This is a genomic window from Metamycoplasma neophronis (assembly GCF_006491995.1).
GTDB classification, from domain to species: Bacteria; Bacillota_I; Bacilli_A; order Mycoplasmatales; family Metamycoplasmataceae; genus Metamycoplasma; species Metamycoplasma neophronis.
This window is the reverse complement of the sequence record NZ_VHHP01000007.1, coordinates 12269-34534: the sequence shown is the minus strand read 5'-3', so window position 1 is coordinate 34534 and position 22266 is coordinate 12269. Positions and strand designations below refer to the sequence as shown.

Here is a 22266-nt window from a genome sequence, read left to right as displayed (position 1 = left end):
ATAATCTTCTTCTTTTAAAAAGCATGCGACGATACTGAAAACTTCACAACCCATTAAATATGTATAAAGCTGAGCTTGTTTAATATAAGATGGGTTCACTCCAAATTCATTTCATTGCGCTAGTTTTATTTCACCTGCCGTTTTGATTTCAATCACTAAATTTAGTTCTTCGCAATATCCATCTGGCAAACCACCGAATAGTTCGTTGCTTTTAAAAAAATCATAATTAAATTCCTTGGCATCATAACGTCTCAATTTATAATTAATACTTTTTTCAATTTTTTCAACTATTCTTGGTTCTAAAACAACCCCAGCATTAACATATTTCGGGTCTAAAACAGGCATCGCAAAATTGCAAAGACGAGCAAAAGCGGCGAATTGACTATCAAAAGAAGTTAGTTCCATAATATTACCTAACGCAGAACCTGTCATTTTTCTAAAACCACCAAAAGTTCCTGGTTTTTTTGCTTGCATCGACTTTAATAAATCAGGCTTTACAACCAAAACTTGGTTATCAAAATCTAAATCATATTGTTGTTTATTATAAAAATTTCTTCTAGGTATTTTAATTTTCGCTGTCATTACTATCGTCCTCACGGCAATTACTTAATTCACGGTCTTCAAATTCAACATATGGATATCTTTCTTGAATTAATTTGACGATGTGAGAAATATCGGCATCAGGATCTTTATCGTGCGATAGATGCGCTTGTTCATGCGCATGTATAGCATCATAAATTGCTTTATAGTTACTTTGTGTCATATTTTCTCACTTATTGTATGCATCTTCAAGCATAATGTCGGTTTGTTCCTCGCTATTATCAGGATAAAAACAGTGCACCACTTCATGTAATAAAGAGAAGAAAATGAAAGCTTCATTATTATACATATCAGATAAAAAGATGTATCTCGTACCACGTTTTTTTAGTGAAATTGCTCTAATAAAACTATTATGAATATATGGTTTTGTAATTAGGATAATTCCTTTTTTAAATAAATATTTTTTAATAGTTTCAATTCTTTTCGTAAAAGATTGTTCCCTTCTTGCCATCACATTTAATAGCTTTTTCATTACCATTTCAAAAAATGTTAATCTGAAAACACCTTCTTGTTCGTGCTCTACGCAACGAGCTAAAGAAAGTTCGCAATATCTCATTCAAACAATGCTATTTGGTTTATTAATATAATTAGAATATTCGGCCATAACATGTTCTTTTAAATATGTTGCGTAATCTTCTAGTTTTTTAACACCATAGAATTTCTTTAACATAATTAATTTACATGTATCAGTCATATCATTATCGACTTTAATCTTTGCCATCATTGCTAATTCTGGGTGTTTCATTAAAAACTGGATTCCAAATTTTTCGGTTAATTGTTTAAAATCTTTTGTTTTATTAACCTCTTCTCCGTTTACATACATGTTATAAACTTGAATTAAACTTCCAGCTTCTAAATCAAATGCATATTCTAATGCTTCAATTATTGAGGCACTAATTTCTTGAAATTGGTTATTTAAAATTTGATTCAAATATTTAGCACTAACATTAATTCTTAATGACAATTCTCTCTGTGTCATTTTGAACTTTTTCAAATAATATTGTAATTCTTCGCTAAAAGTTTTACCGTGTAACTTGATTTTTGAAGTTTCACACAAATGCAAATCTTTCATACTTCCCCCTTAATTTTGTTTTATTACACTTTTATTTTATTGAGCGATAAGCACTTATAACTTAAAAAATTATATACTAATGGAATATAATCGGAAGCAAACAATAACATTTCTTATTAATATTGTTGGAATTTTAAAAAAATATGTAAAAATTATGGAAATTTAGTAAAAAAATTAATAAAAATGCCAAATTTATTTATTGAATATAATCCATGCCAAACTAAATAAAAAAAAGTGTCAATAAAGTGATTTTTAAGCGGCTAACAAAAGCGTTTTTTTTACAATTTTTATTAAATTATTATATAATTATTTTTGTAAAGGATGACTATGAAAAAAACTTTAAAATTTATTTTAACTATTGGCAGCATTAGTTCATTCGCAACCCTTCCTTTAGTGGCAGCCGCATGTGATAAAACTGATGATAAAAAAGACAAAAATGATGATAAAACTGAAATGGTAAGCAAGCTTGGATTACAAATTGCAACACATGCAAAAGACCAAAGCCAAATCAGTCCAGCTGAAGTTGTTAAGCAACTAAAAGCAGCTCAAAATTGAAATCAAGTTCTAGAAATATTAACTCATTTCGGAGTTAAATATGATGCATCAGAAGCCCCTGAAAATGCACAATATTCAATTAATGCTTCAACTCATGCCCACTTAGACGAAGGCGAAATTCATTTGGATATTACCCAAACATTATCTAATGGTGAACAAAATACAGCAAGATTTACAATTTTGGGCTTCAAAGAAGAGGCTTTAGCTCAACAAATGACATTTGGCGGTTATACTTTAACAACCACTGCTAAAAATAAAGCAAGTGCCGCAACTGTTAAAAACGAAATTATTAATGCTCAAAATACTAGTTTTGAAAATTTAATCAACGTTTTGAAAAAATATATCGATATAACAGTTGACGAAACAAAAGCCAACGAACAATTCAAATTTGATGTAAGCGAAATTGATATTGAAGATGGTAGAGGCCAAATCGAATTCAAAAAGGTTTTATTATACAATAACCAAACACCCGATCAAACAACCGTAGCGCCAAGTCAATACGTAATCAGTAATTTAAATTCATAATTTTAAGGCGACAATAATGACAAGAAACAATGTGTTCAGCGTTATCAAAACAGTTATTGTCTACTTTTTTATTTTATTTATAGCAATTACAGTAGTATTTTTTGCGATTAATTTACTAATCCAGCCGCAAATAAATAAAAATATAGCAGTAGCTTCACAAATCCCTAAAAATTATTGAACTAGGTATACTGAGTTTTTGGGCAACTTTTTTACATTTCAATCCGGTAAAATTTATTCGCAAGAATTAAATGCTGCCAACATGTCAATTGCAGCTTTATATTTTTCACAGTTTAAATGAACAATTGCATTTACATTATTTGTTTTTTTCATTGGGTTTATAATTGGTAATTTATTAGGAATATGAACTGGTTATAAATACAATAAAACTAGCGACTTTATTGTTAACATAATCGTTGGAATTATTGCTACAATACCTTTAGTAATATTAACAATCATTGCTTTGTCGTCCTCAGCATTCGCATCTTATCCTTCACAATTTATTTATGATGCTAAATATACATTTATTTCATTACTAATTCCAAGTATTATTACTGCTTTTGGTGCAATTAGTTTATTTCACGGCAGAAGTCGCAAAATCGTTAAAGAAGTAATATCATCTGATTATTATTTATTTGGGAAATCATTAGGCAATAGTCAAATAAAATTATTCAAACAATATATTTTTAAAAATCTAATTATTGGCGAATTGCAAGTAATTATTCCGTTCTACACTTTGCTTTTTTCAACATCGCTAATCGTTGAAAGAATATTTTCAATTCCGGGACAAAGTACATTTTTATCATATGCTTTTAGCAAAGGTGAAATTAATTTAATTATGTTTTATTTTACATTCAGTTTTTTTGCCTTGATTATTGTTAGATTTATCAATGATTTGATTTTAAATAAATTAAATCCTGCGCAAGCAACCGAAAGAAGAATTAAAATAATCAAAAAGAAAAGAGGTGTTTATGCAAGATAAATCACTTTATTCTTTTGCTAAAAAACGCCCCGAAATTCAAACCTATACAATTCATAAAAGTTCGGCTCGGCTATTTTGGGAAAGATTCGTTTCTAAAAAATTCAATATTGTTGCGCTAGTTTTATTTTGTCTTATACTAATTGCAATGATTATTGCCTTAGCTTTTGTTAAAAATAGTCCAAGCAAATCGTTGGATGACAATTCAATTTACGTGAATAATTTACCAGTGTATTTTGATCAAATAGTTAAGCGCGATTTCGAAAGAGGGCCTGAATTAGATTTTATTCGGAATATCGCATCAAAAGAAGCGCAAAGAGCATTTCTAAGCAATGAAAATCCTGTATTTAAAATACTATATGATTCAGCTTATGAAAGCGGAGGATCATTAACTGTTAATACCGATATAGTAACATTAGTTTATAATCCATATGATTTGATTAAAGCAATTAATTTATTGAACAATACTCCAAATTCGCAAATTATCATTCCACACATTCCGTATTTAGGAACTAATGCCAATGGGATTGACATTTATAGTCGCTTAAATGTATCTATATTCGTCACTTTAGTAATTATTTTATTATCGATTATATTTAATATTTTTATTGGATTTTCATTAGCTGCCTTTTATGTATTTAACAGAAATAAATGATATGGTAATTTAATTGATAAAGTAGCTACAGTTCTAAATGCCATTCCCGAAATTATTTGAATCTTTTTATTATGTATATTTTTTAGCACAAACTGATATGGTATCTTGGTAGCTTTTATATTAATTTCATGGGTTTCTTATTATGAAATTGCAAAAAACGAAATATATAATTTATCACAAAAAGAATTTATTTTGGCCGCCAAGGCAATTGGAATGAATAAATTCCAAATCACTTACCGTCAATTATTTTCAAATGTATTACCTTCATTAATTATTATGATGGTAGACCGCTTAGCGATTAATATTTTGATTGTTGCTTCATTAGCATTTCTTGACTTAATAACCGAAGCTTCTAATCTAAATATTGGTAGCGTTCTAAAAGAAGCCTTATTATTAGTTTCATCAAATCCAAGCTATTTAATTGTTAGTGCTCTTTATATTACTGTATTTAGTGTTGTATTGAAATTATTTAATGTAGCGCTAGCTCAAACATATAATCCCAAATTAGCGAAATAAAATCAGTCCACCATTTTAATTAGGACTGATTTTTTTATTCAATAATATTTAATTCTCTTAAATTGTTTTCAAACATTTCGTGGTTGAAAATATTGTTCTTTTTAATCTCGGTAATTTTTAAAAAATCAAATTGAGTATTATATTCTTTTTGCAATGCTATACGAGTATTTATGCCATTTTTTGCAATTAATTCGCTAATGAATTCAAAATATTTTTCAAATCCAAGAATACTTTTGATTTCTTTTAATATATTGTTTTGAAATTCAAAACCATAGTCAATGCTATCGACATCTTTTGGTTTGTCATTGTGTTTTAATGCTATGGACATAATATTTTTTAAATTGATATCGTATTTATTTAGTAATTCATCGCTTGGTGAAATTTTTCCAATCGCTTCTCGTGCCGCGCCAAAATCGGCATCTAAATAATCTTGATATCTACTCATTGCTAAAATTGCTATATCGGTTATGCATTCATTTATTTCAAGTTTAAAATGTTTAGCAACCTCTTTAATTGCATTAGCTTTAATTAATAAAGATTGCAATTTAACGTATTTAGGCCCATTTACTTGCAATGAATTAATGTCCATCATCGTTTGTTCATTAATGTTAATCTGCAATTGAATATCATCGCTCGGATTTTGAATTTTATAATTTAGTTCTACTGGAATATTTTTTTTCATTCCGGCATAAAAATTAATTAATAAATCACCCGCTTCATAATTGTCATGCTCTTTACTTTGTAATAAAAGCGAAGCAAACTCTTGATTATTATCAATAAAATAGTATTGTAAATTATATGTTTTAGCCATTTTGTCACCTTTCAAACTAATGATTAAATTTTAGCAAATAAACAAAATAAAAACAGCATAAGCTGTTAATTTAAATCGATTTGGTCTTCTAAACCTTGCGAACGCGCAATTTCTTTAAGTATTACTTTAATTTGGTTCATTATTGCTTCAGCTTCATTTTGGAAAACCAGGTTTACTAAATTATATTTTGAGCTTCACGCACCATTAATACTTAATACCTTAATCACATCATCATAGTTATTTTTATATTCGATGTGATCAATATTATCGATTACATGTTTGATAGCTTCATTATATTGTGTTTCAAGTTTGGGCATGCCATCAGATTTTTTATCTTGCAAGGCTTCATGTCACAATCCCATTTCATAAGTTAAGTTAATAATCGCATGTGAGTGACTGTGAGAATTTTTGTCAGCCTCAATATTAATTGTTTGCAAACTTTTTCATTGTGTTAGTTTATCTTTATTAAAAATGTGAGCTTTTAAAAATTGTCAGATAGCATTAATGCTGCTTTGAGTTTCTCCCAAGGTAATGTCAATTCCGCGTAGCCGTTTATCAATTACTTCTAAGTGTTTTAAAAATTCGTTATTTTCAAAAACTAAATTAGTATCTGCTAATACAGCATCTACGTCTTGAAAAATTAAAGTATATTTATACAAATAAACCGCAAATGGATTTTCTTTCATCATTTCAGTATCTTTTGATAATCAAGCGTTATAAAAAGCCATCAGTGCATCGCGATTAGCATCAATTGATTGCTCAAGTCCAAGTTTTTTTATCTTATTAGATAAAATATCTCAATTTCTTTTTAGTGGAACATAAACTTGACGATAATTACGGTAATTATCTTTTACCTGATTAAATAAATCTGTTAATTTTGTATTATATAAATTCGCAATTGTTTTAGTTTGAGAATTTTGCATCACATATTTATTTTGTTCTGCCTTTTCTCTTGGCTCACGGAATTTTTTATTTTCTTTATCTTCACCATCATGGTTTTTTTGACACGCCACCATTGCAATGGACGCTAAGGGAATAAATGAAAAAGTGCTAAATACTAATTTAAGTGATTTTTTCATTATTCACCCCCTTCAACAATTTTGTCTATTGTAAATAAATTAGAAGTTTTTGATTTATCATATCCGCGGAATCCATTTCAATATAAATAAACTGATTTTAATGTTTTTTCATCTTTATTTTCAAAATCGAAATCACGATCATTTGCAAAAGCTTTAAAATCAAGCCTTAAATAAGCTTGGCCTAAAGATTTATCGTTCGGAAGAACTTTAATATCAATTCTTTTAACCCCACTCATCGTAACACCAGCTTTATTTTCCAGTTCATAAGCTAATAAATAATTATTGATATATGAATTCAATATTTTAACTTGGAATGATGAATCATTTAATAACGCCGGTTCATAATTACTGCGACTATCATTATTTCAATATGAAAATAAATTTTCAAGTTTGGCCCCTGCACGTTCTAACAATACATTAAATGCGGAATTAGGATTTTGATAGTCTAAAAAATCATTTAATTTTATTCCGGCCGAAATAGGTTTAAGATTTGGATTAAAACTATAAATATCAGGAACTTCAACGTCATTTACACCAACGTTTTTAGTAATCATACCTTTCAATCTGTGGCCGTGATCATCAAAATTAGAACTAATTCATACATAATCTTTCGAGCTACCATCATGTTTATATACTCTCACAATAGCCTTAATCAATTGGGCAGTATTAAAATATGGAGTAAATTTAAAATCAATTATTTCATATGCTTTATCTTCTGCTTGTTTATATTCAGGAACTTTAATGTAGAAAAATTTGTCTTTGAATTTTTCAAATAAATATATTAATCCTTTGGCATTTCAATAATCAAATGATGTTGCTCCTTTAATAAAGTAATTAATATTATCAACGATATTTAAATATTTGCCACCATTCATATATAAAAGCGGGTTAGGTATATAATCAGTAAACAAAGGCATTGTTTCCTCGAGACCTTGAATACCAACTCCAAATTTTTGGTCAGTTGCATAAGTTCTAAAATTATTAATGTAGTAAGTGACATCTTTTTTATTTTGGTCCATTATTGAATTGCCATGCATGTCTTTAATATCTTTGATTTTGAATTCGACATAATCAGAAGCTCCTGAATATGATTTTTTAATTTTAGCATTGTCTCAATCAATTTCAATTTTTCCGACATTTACATTAAAACGATTTAAATAAAGTAATAAAATACTTTCAAAATTATCTCTTTGCGCTTTATGTTCTTTACTCAATCATGCCGAAGCTTGAATATATTGAGTTTGAAATAAATTATCAAATAACACTTGCTTGCCATCTTTATTAACCATATAACGACGGTTCATTGTTGAATAATTTAAGGCTTCGTCTTGGATTAATCTAAAAATGATTGTTTGCATATCAGCAAAATACGGATCACCCACACGGTTATAATCGTGTTTGTTGACTTCTGATAAAATAGTAAATCATTCATCATTAAACCCATTGGCAGTATCAATTTCATCGAACGTAAATTGATTTAAAAAACTATTAATATCCATCGACTCAGCGCTTTTTTCAATGTTAACATTATTAAATTTACTAATAAATTGTTTTCAACTAGGTTGGTAGGGAAAATCAAATTTATATAGTTCTTTTTGCTGGTCTTTTATCAAGTATAATTTATCATCTTCAACTATTGCATTATCAAAGTATTTTTTTTCATCTTTTTCATTATAATAATAAAATATTTTTTGGCTGTTATGTAATGAGGCGATTTGCCCTAAACTTAAACGGTGTAAAAAGACTCTAGATACCTTATTTATATCTAAAAAAGTCGATTGTCGTTCGCTTTTTTGTATCTGACACGAAACCGCAACAACCGGCACAGTAATTAATGAAGTAGCAAATAATATTGACTTGGGAATATAGTTTTTTTTCATAATTTATTATAATTTTACCATTTTTTATTGTGATGCGATTAAAAAATTATTGTATAATACTTAAATAGAAAGGAAGTCCATGTTCATACCAATTAGTAGTTTTAATTACAATTTATACTTGGCTATATTAGTTAATTTACTAATATACATCGTCATTTTATTGGGTGCGCCAACAATAATTTTAGGTGTGCTTTCGTTATTTAAAATTAAAGCAACAGAACGTAAGACAATTTATCTATATGCCTTTTCTACTGGTATGTTCCTTATGATAGGTTCTGTTGGCTTCATAAGAGAAGCTTTTAATCGTTCAAATATGTTTTTTCACGAACTCGTCGGAAAACAAAAAATTTCAGAAAGTTCCTTGCCATGGTGAATGGCATTATTAATTGGATTAAGCGCCGCAATAGGCTTATTTGTTGTTATATTAGGAAGATATATTTTCGTTAGAACTAAAAAAATTAAATTCCACCAAAACCATGAAGCGCACAATCACTCGGATCACCTAATTTCTTTTAAAGACTTTGATAACCCAAAAGCGGCTTGAATGGCAATCATTATGTTGATGAGCCACAGAATCATCGATGGTTTATATTTAGGTTATAGTGTTTTTGCCTTAACCTTAGGTAATACCGGATATCGGGCTAACATTCCATTGATTGTAACATTCAACATTCATATTTTATTAGAAGTAATTATTGTATATTATCGTCAAATTCAATACGGCGAAAAGAAATGAAAAGCAATTTTATATAATTTCTTAACATTCTTATTAATTATTCCATTTATGTTCTTAGGGGCATTCTTGGGTCCACAACTTGATAAAGCAGGCTGATTATTACCTTCATTATTAGCAATGGGAGGTTCAATTATTGTTTTTATGTCCGTGTTTGAATTGATACCAGAATTTATTCACGTACGAAACCAAAAAGCAAAAGTGTTGTATACGACATTTGCGATATTTGCCGCCGCAATTGTCTTTACGCTAATACTCTTGTGTTTCCACAGTCATGCCGTTTAAAACTAAAAAATCGCTATTATGAGGGATTACATTAGCGGCAGGTATTCCAATCACAACATTAGCAATTAGCTGTCAAAGAGTAAATTACAATAAAGATAAAAGTCTTTATAAAATGCATTTAAACATTGCCAATTCATTTGGCGATTTTGCTTATTTAATGCCAAATTATCTTGATGAAAATTTACAAACTATCAATTTAGCAACCGGAGCCAAATTATTTAGATTAGAAACATCAAACCAACCTATTATTGATTTCCGTGACAATATCATTATTAAACCAACACTAATAAAATACAAATTTGAGTATGCTAAAAATATCACAATTTACTCTAAAAATCAATCAAATGAAATTGATAATCTCGAATTCAATAAAGACTCAACAATGAGAGTTGACTTTTCAAATCCCAAAGAAAAAGATGAATATACATTTTATCCTAAACCCGACAAAGGAAATGGATTTAATTCACCTTATTTATTTACGCCATCATCTAATAAAAAATCAATTAATTCAGACCAATTTTTAAAGTCTTTAAAAAATACAAATCAGTTAGTGATTGATATTAATGACCAAAAAAGTCAATGAGTAAACGCACAAGGCAAATCACAAAATCAATTTGTTTCAGTAAATGATTTTCGCTTAGGTTTATTAAAATCAGCTTTATTAAATAAAGAATTTAGAAAATCATATGCTCAAAAAAATAATATTCAATATGACGAAAAAACATTTGAATTCATTGATGATAAAACTAATAATTTTGATCTTATTAAATTATTAAATGATTATCAAATTGACACCAAAGCATTATTTGATTTTAACCAAGATAAATTAATTTTTAAAACTGTTAATGACGCATTTATTGATTTAAGCGATTTCTTTTACAATTTCTTTTTACAAAGCAATTATATTGATGCCTTACCATATCAATACATCAGCCAAAAATTTAATCTAAGTCAAAGCTTAAATTGACTAAAAGAATACGGAAAATCATTTGATAAAATGCAATATGCTTCATATTATTACATTGCTAAAAATGATAATAGTGAAACAGTTTTAAAATTAAATAAACAATATACACCATCAGGCAAACGTTTGAATGAAATTAATATTTTATACAACAATTTGCCGCTTGCTAAAAGTACTTTTGGTATGCAAATGTATAATGCTTTTTTACAAAATATTGTTTCTGATTTAAAATTTAATGACTTGAGTTTAAATGAACAACAAGATTTATTAAAAAAATATAATAGATATAACATTAGTTATAATCGAAACGTTGAAAAGTATTTTGCTCACAATAAAATCATTAATAATTACTTGCCGCTGGCAAACAAACATTATTTCAATGATAATTTTGCAAAATTATATTATGGCATGCCGGAAAATCAATTAAATGAAAAAGCCAATATAACCGCATTAAACCAACCTAAAAATATGCGTTTTGCATCTTTAATTAATAATGTTATAAACCAATATGCGTTTATTCAATCTAATCGCGATATTTGATTATCTCAAGCTCCACTTGATATTGCATTTTCAGCTAAAAACGAAGGTGAAAATTATAATAGCATTAAAGACGCAATTATTCCGATTTCGCAACCAATTATTTTGAAAAACGAAACTAATGGACTTGGATTTTATGCAAACGAATATCAATTCAAAAATAAAGAGTTTGCTAATCAAATTGAAAACGTTAACTTACTTTCGAAATTAAAAGCATACAATTTTGAAATTATTAAAAACGAATTAAAACTAATTATTGATGAATTTTATTCACAGTCTAATTCACATCAAGATATTGAATTTGATATTCCGATAGAATCTAATGCTTTAAATTTAGAACACTTAAATCTAATTAATAAAATACCGCAAATATTTTTAGAAATTTCACCACGTTTAAGGGCTAAAATTGTCTTGATTAATAATGTTGAGTTATATCAAGAATATTTTCAAAAAAATCGTTCAATATATAAGGAAAATAAATTCAGTTTATTAAGATCAAATACCGAAGCTTTCATTGCCAAAGAATTTAGTTTGCCAACTTCAAATTTATTATATTTAGCAAACCAAATTGCATCATATAATTTTGTTGGTCAAAATCCTTATAATGAAATAAGTGATTTATTGGCTTATTTAAAATCTCATAATATCAACATTAGCCAAAAAAAATATCAAGATTTAAATAAATACATATTTGAAAATCAAAATTTAATAGAAAATTTAGTTTCAAATTATGCAAAAGATTTATCATTATTTAGACAAGTCCAACTTATAAACCAAATAAATAATTTAACATCTTATACCGTATCATTATCAAATGTTGTTAACAGCTCGAGTTTTTATAAAGTTATTTATCAAAAACATATTGAAAAACCAATAACATACGATGGATTAAATTATTGACAAGATATCAAAATTAAATAGAAAGGAAAAGTATGAAAAAAATCAAACATTTATTACTGTCTGCTTCAGTTTTGGCGCCTCTTGCTATAGCGCCGATTGTAATTGCATGTAATAATGAAGGCAATTACGATGATAATAATAATGATAAAAGCGGCATTTGATTAAGTAGCAGTCAATTACAAGAAATAAAAAATGGTTTTGTTTTTACTAAAACAGAAGCTGCGCTAAATGAAACCGATGCTCAATTAATCGATGTTATTAAATCTTTAAATAAAAAATATAAAGACGAAAGATATCCAGCTTTTTACATTCAAAACAATCCGGAATTTAGAAAATATTTTGATTTTAATATGCCTGATATTAGCAAAATTAGTATAAGTCATAAAATCAATATATCTTTCGAAGTTAATGAAACCACTAAACAAATTGAATGTCATTACGTGGTTATATGTATCGACAGAAACAATCAAGAAGAATCCAGAGGCGATATTGTATTAGAATAATATGAAAAATAATAAAAAACTGAAATGACTTACATCACTTGGATTATTATCTATCGTAGTTTTACCAATGAGCGCGCTGATTTCATGTGATGTAAAAGTAAATAAAAACGAAGTAACGAGTGCCTATTGTGCATGTCACAATTTAGTTTTTGATCCCAACATCAAAAATGAAGCTAACAATCTTTCGACAAGTCAATTAAAAACTATAGCAGACTTATTCAATTTTAAACTTAAGGCTGAATATGAAAATATTGATCCCCAAACACTGATTGATATTTTCAAACATAAAATTGAAAATGAGGATTATTTGCAACATCAAAAAATAATCGAAGATAATGAATTTAAAAAATATTTCGATTTACAAATTCCGAAACTTCAATCTAATAAACACCTTATTGAATATAAGTTTTTAATAAATGAAAAAAATCAAATTGTATTAAAATACCGCATCATTTGTCTTGATCGAATGATAAATAATCATCACTATGTTGAAGATGTGGGTATAATTATATTAGAAACTAATTTTTAGAAGGTAATATATGAAAAAAACTAAAAAAATGTATTGACTATTTTCTTTGATACCATCTATAGCTATCGCTCCGTTAGCAATTAGTTGTATGCAACCGAACGACAACAATAAAACATCAGAAGAAAAAGAAACAACTGATCAAAATAATAAAAAAAGTTACCCAAACAACGAAAGTGATAATAATACAAACCCAAGCTCTTCAATTAACACAGGTAATGATAACGATAATAGCATTAATTTTAATGATAAGGTAAGCGGAATATTAGATTCTTCACAGCTTTCAAGCATTTTCGATATTTTATCATTTAAATACACCGAAGCAGGAGAAGCTGATAAATTTGCTGCCAAAAAAGCATTTGAAAATTTAATTACTGAATATTATAATGGGATCAAAACCGAAGCCGATAAATCTAGTCAATTTACAACGATTACAGAAAACCAGGAATTTAATAAATATTTTGTCTTTAGTAACTGACGTACCCAATTTTTTGGTCACCCGGTTTATTATACTTTGAGATTAGAAGGACAAACCCCGATGATTTATGCCGACGTTAGATGTCCTGACCGAATTACTAATGGTGTTATGGCAAGTGAAGGCACTAAAAAAATATTAGTCGAATCTGATGAATAAAAAAGGCCAGTTATTTACTGACCATTAAAATCGCTTAATAGCGATTTTTATTTATCCATTGGAGAAGGTAATTCTGCTTCTTCAAAAGAAACATATGGGTATTTTTCTCTTAAAGTTGTTCAAATATAAGTTGTGTCAATATTGCTATTTCTTTCTTTTACAATGCGGCATTGTTCATATGAAATAATTGCATCATAAACCGCCTTATAATTTGATGAGCTATTTTTTTCTCATTCATGATATTCATTTATAACCTTGCTATCAATTTCATTTTCTCTTAAATCAGGGAAATAGCAGTGTACAACTTCGTGCAATAAGCTAAAGAAAATGTGTCCTTCAGAGTGTGACATATCTGAAAGAAAAATATATCTTTTTGCACCCTTTCTTAGTGATATCGCTCTAATTAAACTATTTTCAATGAATGGCATAGTAACAAGCACAATCCCTTTGCTCATTAAGCTCTTTTTAATAAGTTTAATTTTTTCTTCAAACACAATATTTTCATTACCAATAATGTTTAATATTTTTTTAAAAATTGGTTCAAACATTGATTTTCTGAAAGTTCCTAATGAAGTAAAATTATTGCTTCCCACTGCTAATAATTCGCAAAATCTAATTCAAATTTTACTATTAGGATTTTCATATGTATATTCATCTGCCAAAACATTTTCGCGTAAATATTTATCATAGTATGATAATTCTGCTACGCCATAAAATCTTTTTAACATCATTAATTTAATATGAAGGGGGGTATTTGGTTTCATATTAATATTGGCAGCCATCGCTAATTCAGGATGACATGATAAGAAATTTGCTCCATATTTGATCAATTCGTTTTCAATATTTTTATTTGTCGTCGTCTCTTTCATATTGCTATAAATATGATAAACCTCAGTTAAAGTCCCGGTTTCTAAATGAAATGCATATTCTAGGGATTCAATAACACCAACGCTAACGTCATTAACTTCATTATTCATAATTGAGTTAATATGTTTAATGCTCAAACCCAAACGTAATGCCAATTCTTTTTGAGTCATTCCAAATTTATCTAAATAGTATTGGATTTCTTCAGTAAAGTCATCTCCATGAACTTTGATGTGTCGCATATCGCAAATGTGTTGCTCAGCCATATAACCTCTTTCATTATTTAATCTTTACATTAAAAATTATAACTTTTTTGCAAATATTTTTCACGTAATTATATTTATTTTATGTATAAAAATAGCCATTTTTTTACATTTTATACAAATTGAGTCTGGTTTATAATATCCGCGTAATTAAAATTCTTGCTTATTTTAAAAAGAAAAAAGAAGTTTTACCTTCTTTTTTCAATTTTTGTTAATAAAATTTTAAATTATGCTTATTAATTTTTAATATCTTCGTCACGGACGCCAAACGGAAACACTTCATATAAGAAATATTCTTTTGTTTCACTTAAATCGTAATTATATAAATATACCTTTGCATCACGTTTTAAAAATTGGGTAATAACTTGCAAACATGCGCCGCAAGGATATAAAACTTTATTTAAATTGCTAATGATGTGAATTTCTTTAAATTCGCCAATATGCGAACCATGCACTACGCTTCCAAATAAAGCTGATCTTTCGGCACATAAACCGCTAGGATAAGCCGCATTTTCACAATTAACTCCGAAAAATTCACGTCCATCTTTATCGACAGCACAAGATGCGACTTTAACGCCTGAATAAATACCTTGTGCAAATTTTAATTTTTCTTTTAATTCTGTTATTTTCATACATAATAATTTTAATATAATTATTAATTCGTATGTATTTTTCGCAAAAATAAAAAAGTGTCAAGTATTTTTACTTAACAGCAAATTTTGTGCTAAAATATATTTATTCTTTAAATCGAACACATTTTTTAGAAAGGAAAAACCATGGTTAAATTAAGATTAAAAAGAACCGGTAAAAAATTCCACGCAACATATAAAATCGTTGCTTCAGACGCAAGAAGCCCACGTGATGGAAGATTTATCGAAGAATTAGGTCACTATGACCCTCATGCAAAAGCTCTACACTTAAACAAAGAATTAGTTACTAAATACTTAAATGAAGGTGCTAAACCAACTGACACTGTTAGAACTCTATTAAAACAAGATAACTTCTACGCTGACTACGTTGCTAGCAAAAAATAAATAGCATTCTTATGAAAATAAATATTCTTACCTTATTTCCTGAATATTTTGAAGCATTCGTAACTCAAAGCATAATTGGTAAAGCAATTAAACTAGGACATCTAGAAGTAAATATTATTAACTTTAGAGATTTTTCAAAAGAAAAGCATCAAAAAGTTGATGACCAAGTTTATGGCGGTGGAGATGGTATGTTATTACAGGTTGAACCAATCGACTTGGCATTACAAACCGTTCCAAATAGTCATAAAATCTTGTTAAGCCCACAAGGTCAAACATTCAACCAAGCTAAAGCACATGATTTAGCTAAATATGATGAAATTACACTAGTGTGTGGTCATTATGAAGGGTTTGATGAAAGAGTTATTCATTTTATCGATGAAGAACTTTCAGTTGGAGATTATATTTTAACAGGCGGCGAAATTCCGGCTATGGCAGTAGCAGAAGCAGTTGCCAGATTAGTTCCCGGTGTACTTAAAAAAGGATCACATCAAAACGAAAGTTTTGAAGGAGATGGCTTATTAGATTATCCGCAATATACTCGACCTGCTGAATATAAAGGCTTAAAAGTCCCTGAAATATTATTGAGTGGAAATCATGCTTTAATCAGTAAATGACGTGAAGAAAATGCATATTTAAAAACCTTAAAAAATCGTAAAGATATTATCGAAAGGAAAAAACATGAGAACTAAATTATTAGAATTTGTAGAACAAGACCAAATTAGAACTGACTTACCACAAGTTAGAGAAGGTTACAACGTTAGAGTTCACGTACGTATTAAAGAAGGTAACAAAGAACGTATTCAAGTATTTGAAGGTTTAGTTATCGCAGCTTACGGAGAAGGTATTAACAAATCAATTACCGTTAGAAAAGATTCATATGGTGTTGGAGTTGAAAGAACATTCAAAATTAACTCACCTTTAATTTCAAATATTGAAGTAATGAGAAAGAATAAAGTAAGAAGAGCAAAACTATACTACATGAGAGGCCTAAAAGGCAAATCAGCAAGATTAAAAGAAATCAAAAACAAATAATAATATTAGTCGGAAAGTTTCCGACTTTTATTTATTTTATTTTTATAAAATATTTAAAGTATTAATTGCATCATATCTTTGATATGATAAAATTAAAAAATAAAAGAAAGGTAGTTTAGATATGAAAAAGAAATATATAAAAAGTTTAGGGCTTTTGCTTGCGATGGCTCCAATTGCTGCCCTTGCCGCTTCTTGTGAAAAACCAAATAATAATGAAAACAAAGAAAATAATACATATAAAAATCAATTGCAAAATTTAGAAAATTCAATTAATATTTATTTAAATCAGTATTTATTAAAAAATAATTTAATTGAGTTCAGTAAATTAATTACATTAAAGCAAAATGTAAAAGGTATATTAAATTCCAATGCAGTTACAGCAGAAAATCTACAAGAATCAGTCAATTCATTCAATGAAATTAAAGCTGAAATCGATAACAAAATTAATCAATTTATTGAAAACAAAATAACAATTTTGAACGATATAAGCAATAACTTATCAACAGTTAACAAACAAGCATTATCAGCCGATTTACTCTCAGAATTAAATAGCCAAATTAGTCAAAATCAAAATGATATAAGCTCAAAAAATATCGAAGCTATTTTAAACGATATTCCAGCATCTACAAAATTATTGACAAAAATTGCAAAACAAGTGGACGATTTCGAAACAAAGAAAACGTTAGTTTTAAATTTGATTCAAAATCTAGAAAATGAATTAAATAATTTCATTGAAAATAATCAAAATTTTGATTTTCTTAACGCATTAGCAAAAAGAGAAATCATTATCCCAGAAAGAGTAGTTACAGAAGAGAATATCGATAGAATTAATTCACAAATTACAAACAGCGAAGATAACCTAAGCTTACTTAAACATGAATTAGTTGCTTTAAATAAATCAAATGAATTAAAAGCCTATATTGATACTATGCGTCCAAATGACAACCATTTATCAGAAGCAAAAGCTTTATTAAATTCATATATTCAAAGTTTTCAAACAAATTCAATATTGAATGCAGACGAATTACAAACTATAACATCAAAATTCGATGCTGATTTTGCGGCATTAAAACAAAAAATTGATGGGACAAACAAAAGCGATTATTCGAATTTATATAGCAAAATTCAAGCTAAAATATTGAAATTAAACTCTTTACCTTCAACTAAAAATTCGGAATTTTCGAATTTAATGAGCGAATTAAAAAATACTTCGCAGTTTAATGAATTAGATGCTAACGCTAAAGCTACACAATTAGCTAATATCGAAGCCAAATATAACCAAATTAATGAACTTTATCCAGATGATGTAATTGATTTAAAAATATTAGCGCAAAGAGATATAACAGTTTCTTTAAATGAACGTGCAGGAAACTCTAATCCCCTATTTTACAATTTAAATGTTAATAGCGCTTCGATCAACGACAACAACTTTGATGTTTATTTAAATCAAAGTTTGGTCAATAAAGATATTAAAATTACAAACCGCAGTTACAAATTAAGTCAAGATGACATTAGTGTGCTAGAAGTTAAATATGAAATTCAAAAAAATGATGTTAATACTTATATATTAAAAGAAATTGTGTTTGATTATAAATTACAAACTCTAGTAGATGAAATTTCATACCATAATATTGAAGATTTATACACAATAAATTATGCAGGTTTTAAAAATAAATATGAAGATGAGTTTACAGCTGATATTCAAAATCAATCACTAAATTTAATTAAACCTAAGTATTCAAATTTAAAACAATATTTTACATACCAAGTAATAAAAGATTCAATTGCTTATACCGATAATAAATTAAAATTTGATGTAGCAATTAACTATAAAAATAATTTAATTAAAAAAATAACTTTAAAAAGCATTAATGATCTATCATTTAAAAATCCACTAAATAAATTAGTAACTTATTCAGTAAAATGAACTCATATGTATCACTACAGAAACCCATCTGAATATGATATGCTAAAACTAATTGGCATGATATTTCAAACTGAATATAATAATGCCGACGCAACATACCAATTCAATTCAGAAGATATATCATTTTTAAAATATTTAATGCAAGTAAAAAATCGCGCTTGAAATGAAAATTATGTGCCTTATAATGTGAAGAAGCAATGATTAAATACTGCACTTCATAAAAATATTAATCTTAATCTTCCAGGGTATAACAATTGAGAAATAATTGATTTATCACAAAACGAAATTTTTTCATACAATACCGAAGATCATGCTTTAACTTTTAATATTAAATTTACGGGCGAGAATAAACAACCATTTACTTATTTATTAAAACTTTATCCATTAAACGGTGAACAAAATTATCAAAAAAATAAGTGAATGTTTGATATGAATCGGGCATTGAATAATTATCAAAAAATCTTATCTCAAGCTACGATAAATGATTTAAAAGTAACTCATACTAATTTTATAGCCCCAGAAGGCGTTAAAAAATTAAATGAAATTTATACATTACCTACAATAAATGGATATAAGGTTATTTTTCTAAACCAAAATCCATCAGATTATACAGTTAATGCTCGTGCTGGATTTGTCAATATTTCATTAGGGATCGAAAAAGATGGCGTAATTCAAAATAACCCACTTTTGAAATCAAATAAATTTAAATTAGATTATTTTAGAAAACTAAATTATTATGACATTAAGCCAATGAATGGAAAATCTTGATTTACAGATGAAGATTTTGCGCAACAAGGGACAAACCAAGCCATTAAAAATACTATTGCTAAAATCAATTCTCGAAACATTGATTATCGTTTAGTTAATGGCAAAAGAATGTTCGACGCTTCAGTTTTAATGGAAGAACAATCTTTTGATAAATTAAATTTCTTATTTAAATTTAAGGGAACACACGAAAGTGTAGAAGATAAAAATAAAGAATTCGAAAATAATAATAATGATTTCGAATCAACCGAAACTGTACCAACATTACCAACTAATACTGATGATATTTCAAATCCTTCAGACCCAACAAATAATGTGGATATGAATCCAATTTTAAATAATTACTTTGTTTATTTTTATGATGTTAATGCTCAATATAGATTGCGTGAATTTTCATCAACTATGACATTTAAACTTGGTTTTATTAATAAAAATAACTGAAATGATAGATATTCAACAGGCACCATCACATTAAGAAATCTTAAAAATGATTTGGCAAATGAACTATATCCTTTAGTCGGCGTTAATAAATTGAATATGAATGATTTTTATATTCGCGGAGTTGAAAGCCTTACTCCGTCTGATGCACTTGCTCAGTTAAAAGATCCTAATCGAATCAATCCATTAAGTGTAAGTATTTCTACATATAAATATAAAAATTATGCCTTTTATCCAGACAGATGAAAAATTGCTGATGCTAAAATGCCAGATGATAAAAACGGGACACTAATGATAAGGCTAAAATATACAACCAAGCAAGACAAAGAATTTATTGGTGATGTTTGATATAAAATTTCTGGTTTTAAACAAAATAATAATGCTCCCGACCCACACTATACTGATGAAAATTATTTATCATTGCCATTTGCTCAAAAAATGAAAAAAATCTTTTTAGATAAAAATACTATTTTAAGAAGAAGAGAAACCGAAATCGAAGTCAAAGATAATTATTGAGAATTAAATAAAGAAACAAATCAAGTTGAGTACTTATTTAAGAAAAAATATTACGAACCTATTTTGTCACAAAATAATACTGACGCTAAGGTTAAAATTCATTTGTCAGCGAATATTAAATTTTTAGATTCAGTTGCCTATGCTAGAGTATTTAAATATCTTACCGGCCAAGAAGGCGGAATTAATTTAGAATTTAATTATCAAGAACTAATCCAAAATAACTTTGTAATCATTAAGGGTGTTGCTGCCGCTCCAAGAGCAACAAATACTGGTGAAATGATTTCCGTTGCTTATACAATGAGAGTTTCTAAGCAAGATGATGGTATGAAATTTACTTTCTCATTAGATAATCCAAATTACAAAATTGTACAAGACAATCCTGTGTCGAGTTTATATCAACCACCGCGGATGAGCGTTCCTAATAATTTATTAAACACATTCAATCCGAACGAAGCATTTTTCTTTGACTACTTTGCCGGAAGAATTTCATTTGAATATAAAAATAATGTTCCTGATGAAGTTTTCAATGTTGAAAACACAACTAATTTAATTAGTTACAAATACATGGACTATACCCAAGAGAACCAACCTTTAGTAATTATTAACAAAGACTCATTTGATGATCCTTATAAATATAATCCTAACCAAATGCTTACTTATAAACTACATGATGGTTATAAATTTAACAATGAGTATTTAAATAAATCTTATGTTAAAACTTCTCAAGTAGCACAAGAACTAATGGGACGTAGTTTCGCCATGAACCGCGGTAGTGGTATGATGGTAGCTAAAGTAAACTCCGATCCTAATGATGGTAGATTTTATGCCTTCACAAATCACCACGTTATTAATAAAGACAATTTAAACTTTACTCCTGAAAAAATTGGATTTGATTCAGGTACAGCCCCAACTGTTGCTGGTTTAAATTTCGGTAATAATGTTGAAAATGGTTTTAGTTACTGAGATGGATTGTATGTTGAAGACATCAAAGTTCAAGTCGTATGATCTGGTATCAAACAAATTGGTTATACATCAAGCATTAATCCAGAAAATGCGACATTTAAAAATAACGTGCTAACCCAAAATGAATTTGTTGATATTACTGTTTTCATTATTGATACTAAACCTTTGATCGCTAAACTTAAAGCAGCCGGTAAATACCAAACAGCAGCTTATTATGAAAACTGATTTAAAATTGGCAATCTAAATATAAATCCGCATTTATTAAAACAATCGCCTAATAGATTAACCGGAATCGAAAATGCTTTATTTAACGGTTTCCCTTATGGTAAACAAGCTTCATATATAATTCATCGCTTAGGAGCAAATTATAACATTGATTCATTCCAAAGCCACAGTCAATTTGTTCCATCATTTTATAATGCTGGTAACTCAGGAACAGGAGTAATGGATAATAGCGGTCATTATATTAATACAATTAACTCAGGAATTCCTTTAAAATTATTAGTTGGTCGTAACGGGGCTTATGATTTAGGTTTTTCAAGTTTTAATTTCTTTGGTGTTAATAAAGAAAATCAAAACCCACTGGATTTAATTAATTCGCATTCTTTAGCAAGAAACATTATGCGTTTAAATGCCTTTAATCCAGATTTATATGACCTACCATGATTTTTTACAAGTAATAAAAAAGACTAAAAAAAGCAGAAAAAATCTGC

Annotated in this window: 19 protein-coding genes; 12 read left to right on the top strand and 7 right to left on the bottom strand. The window is 27.9% G+C overall.

Annotation, left to right across the window (positions count from 1 at the left end; translation table 4 throughout):
* Together FJR74_RS02710 and FJR74_RS08140 are read right to left on the bottom strand one after the other, a co-directional pair.
* Nucleotides 1-582 (bottom strand): MAGa7180 family putative nuclease (locus tag FJR74_RS02710; RefSeq protein WP_140915002.1); only part of this gene is annotated, 582 nt, incomplete at its 3' end.
* On the bottom strand, nt 566-1672 hold the full coding sequence (locus FJR74_RS08140) for a helix-turn-helix transcriptional regulator (protein ID WP_140915001.1): 1107 nt from the start codon (nt 1670-1672) through the stop codon (nt 566-568). The genes FJR74_RS08140 and FJR74_RS02710, both read right to left, overlap by 17 nt.
* Nucleotides 1673-1999: 327 nt before the next feature.
* Here FJR74_RS08140 and FJR74_RS08135 point away from each other — a divergent pair, with 327 nt between their 5' ends.
* The 3 genes from FJR74_RS08135 to FJR74_RS08125 are packed head-to-tail and all read left to right on the top strand — an operon-like array spanning nt 2000 to nt 4899.
* Entirely contained in the window at nt 2000-2752 is a 753-nt protein-coding gene (locus FJR74_RS08135; RefSeq protein ID WP_140915000.1) for a variable surface lipoprotein, read from the top strand.
* A 16-nt stretch (nt 2753-2768) separates the two neighbouring features.
* Entirely contained in the window at nt 2769-3731 is a 963-nt protein-coding gene (locus FJR74_RS08130; protein ID WP_140914999.1) for an ABC transporter permease subunit, read from the top strand.
* A complete protein-coding gene (locus FJR74_RS08125) occupies nt 3721-4899 on the top strand; it encodes an ABC transporter permease (protein ID WP_140914998.1) in 1179 nt (392 codons plus the stop codon). The genes FJR74_RS08130 and FJR74_RS08125 overlap by 11 nt, the downstream gene beginning before the upstream one ends.
* Nucleotides 4900-4933: 34 nt before the next feature.
* Here FJR74_RS08125 and FJR74_RS02685 read toward each other — a convergent pair whose 3' ends face one another.
* The 3 genes from FJR74_RS02685 to FJR74_RS08115 form a co-directional block, all read right to left on the bottom strand.
* Nucleotides 4934-5710 carry a hypothetical protein gene (locus FJR74_RS02685; protein WP_140914997.1) on the bottom strand — a complete coding sequence of 259 codons (777 nt, stop codon included), beginning with the start codon at nt 5708-5710 and terminating at the stop codon, nt 4934-4936.
* A 65-nt stretch (nt 5711-5775) separates the two neighbouring features.
* Nucleotides 5776-6789, bottom strand: coding sequence for an HxHSH motif-containing lipoprotein (locus FJR74_RS08120; protein WP_140914996.1), 1014 nt, complete (start codon nt 6787-6789; stop codon nt 5776-5778).
* Nucleotides 6789-8669 carry an MAG3240 family lipoprotein gene (locus tag FJR74_RS08115; RefSeq protein ID WP_140914995.1) on the bottom strand — a complete coding sequence of 627 codons (1881 nt, stop codon included), beginning with the start codon at nt 8667-8669 and terminating at the stop codon, nt 6789-6791. Before FJR74_RS08115 ends, FJR74_RS08120 begins: the two co-directional genes overlap by 1 nt.
* A gap of 79 nt (nt 8670-8748) precedes the next feature.
* Here FJR74_RS08115 and FJR74_RS08110 point away from each other — a divergent pair, with 79 nt between their 5' ends.
* The 5 genes from FJR74_RS08110 to FJR74_RS08095 all read left to right on the top strand — a co-directional run bounded on the left by FJR74_RS08110 (nt 8749) and on the right by FJR74_RS08095 (nt 13751).
* Complete coding sequence (locus tag FJR74_RS08110) at nt 8749-9687, top strand: ZIP family metal transporter (protein WP_140914994.1); 939 nt, start codon at nt 8749-8751, stop codon at nt 9685-9687.
* The gene (locus FJR74_RS08105; protein WP_140914993.1) at nt 9677-12109 is read left to right on the top strand and encodes an OppA family ABC transporter substrate-binding lipoprotein; all 2433 of its coding nucleotides are present in this window, start codon (nt 9677-9679) and stop codon (nt 12107-12109) included. The genes FJR74_RS08110 and FJR74_RS08105 overlap by 11 nt, the downstream gene beginning before the upstream one ends.
* A gap of 11 nt (nt 12110-12120) precedes the next feature.
* Entirely contained in the window at nt 12121-12591 is a 471-nt protein-coding gene (locus FJR74_RS08100) for a hypothetical protein (RefSeq protein WP_140914992.1), read from the top strand.
* A gap of 67 nt (nt 12592-12658) precedes the next feature.
* Nucleotides 12659-13120 (top strand): hypothetical protein, encoded by a 462-nt coding sequence (locus FJR74_RS02655; protein ID WP_140914991.1) that lies wholly within the window; start codon nt 12659-12661, stop codon nt 13118-13120.
* Nucleotides 13121-13130: 10 nt separating this feature from the next.
* On the top strand, nt 13131-13751 hold the full coding sequence (locus FJR74_RS08095; protein WP_140914990.1) for a hypothetical protein: 621 nt from the start codon (nt 13131-13133) through the stop codon (nt 13749-13751).
* 47 nt (nt 13752-13798) lie between these two features.
* On the opposite strand, the gene FJR74_RS08090 is transcribed toward FJR74_RS08095, so the two are convergent.
* Nucleotides 13799-14881 carry a helix-turn-helix domain-containing protein gene (locus FJR74_RS08090; RefSeq protein WP_140914989.1) on the bottom strand — a complete coding sequence of 361 codons (1083 nt, stop codon included), beginning with the start codon at nt 14879-14881 and terminating at the stop codon, nt 13799-13801.
* Between the two features lie 233 nt (nt 14882-15114).
* Nucleotides 15115-15510 carry a cytidine deaminase gene (locus FJR74_RS02640; protein ID WP_140914988.1) on the bottom strand — a complete coding sequence of 132 codons (396 nt, stop codon included), beginning with the start codon at nt 15508-15510 and terminating at the stop codon, nt 15115-15117.
* A gap of 144 nt (nt 15511-15654) precedes the next feature.
* Here FJR74_RS02640 and rpsP point away from each other — a divergent pair, with 144 nt between their 5' ends.
* The 4 genes from rpsP (at nt 15655) to FJR74_RS08085 (ending at nt 22246) form a co-directional block, all read left to right on the top strand.
* Nucleotides 15655-15912 (top strand): 30S ribosomal protein S16, encoded by a 258-nt coding sequence (rpsP, locus tag FJR74_RS02635; RefSeq protein ID WP_140914987.1) that lies wholly within the window; start codon nt 15655-15657, stop codon nt 15910-15912.
* An 11-nt stretch (nt 15913-15923) separates the two neighbouring features.
* Nucleotides 15924-16601 (top strand): tRNA (guanosine(37)-N1)-methyltransferase TrmD, encoded by a 678-nt coding sequence (trmD, locus tag FJR74_RS02630; protein ID WP_140914986.1) that lies wholly within the window; start codon nt 15924-15926, stop codon nt 16599-16601.
* Nucleotides 16591-16944: a 50S ribosomal protein L19 gene (gene rplS, locus FJR74_RS02625; RefSeq protein WP_140914985.1), complete on the top strand. Its 354-nt coding sequence runs from the start codon at nt 16591-16593 to the stop codon at nt 16942-16944. The genes trmD and rplS overlap by 11 nt, the downstream gene beginning before the upstream one ends.
* A 121-nt stretch (nt 16945-17065) precedes the next feature.
* Nucleotides 17066-22246 (top strand): MGA_1079 family surface serine endopeptidase, encoded by a 5181-nt coding sequence (locus FJR74_RS08085; protein ID WP_140914984.1) that lies wholly within the window; start codon nt 17066-17068, stop codon nt 22244-22246.
* Nucleotides 22247-22266: the final 20 nt, after the last annotated feature.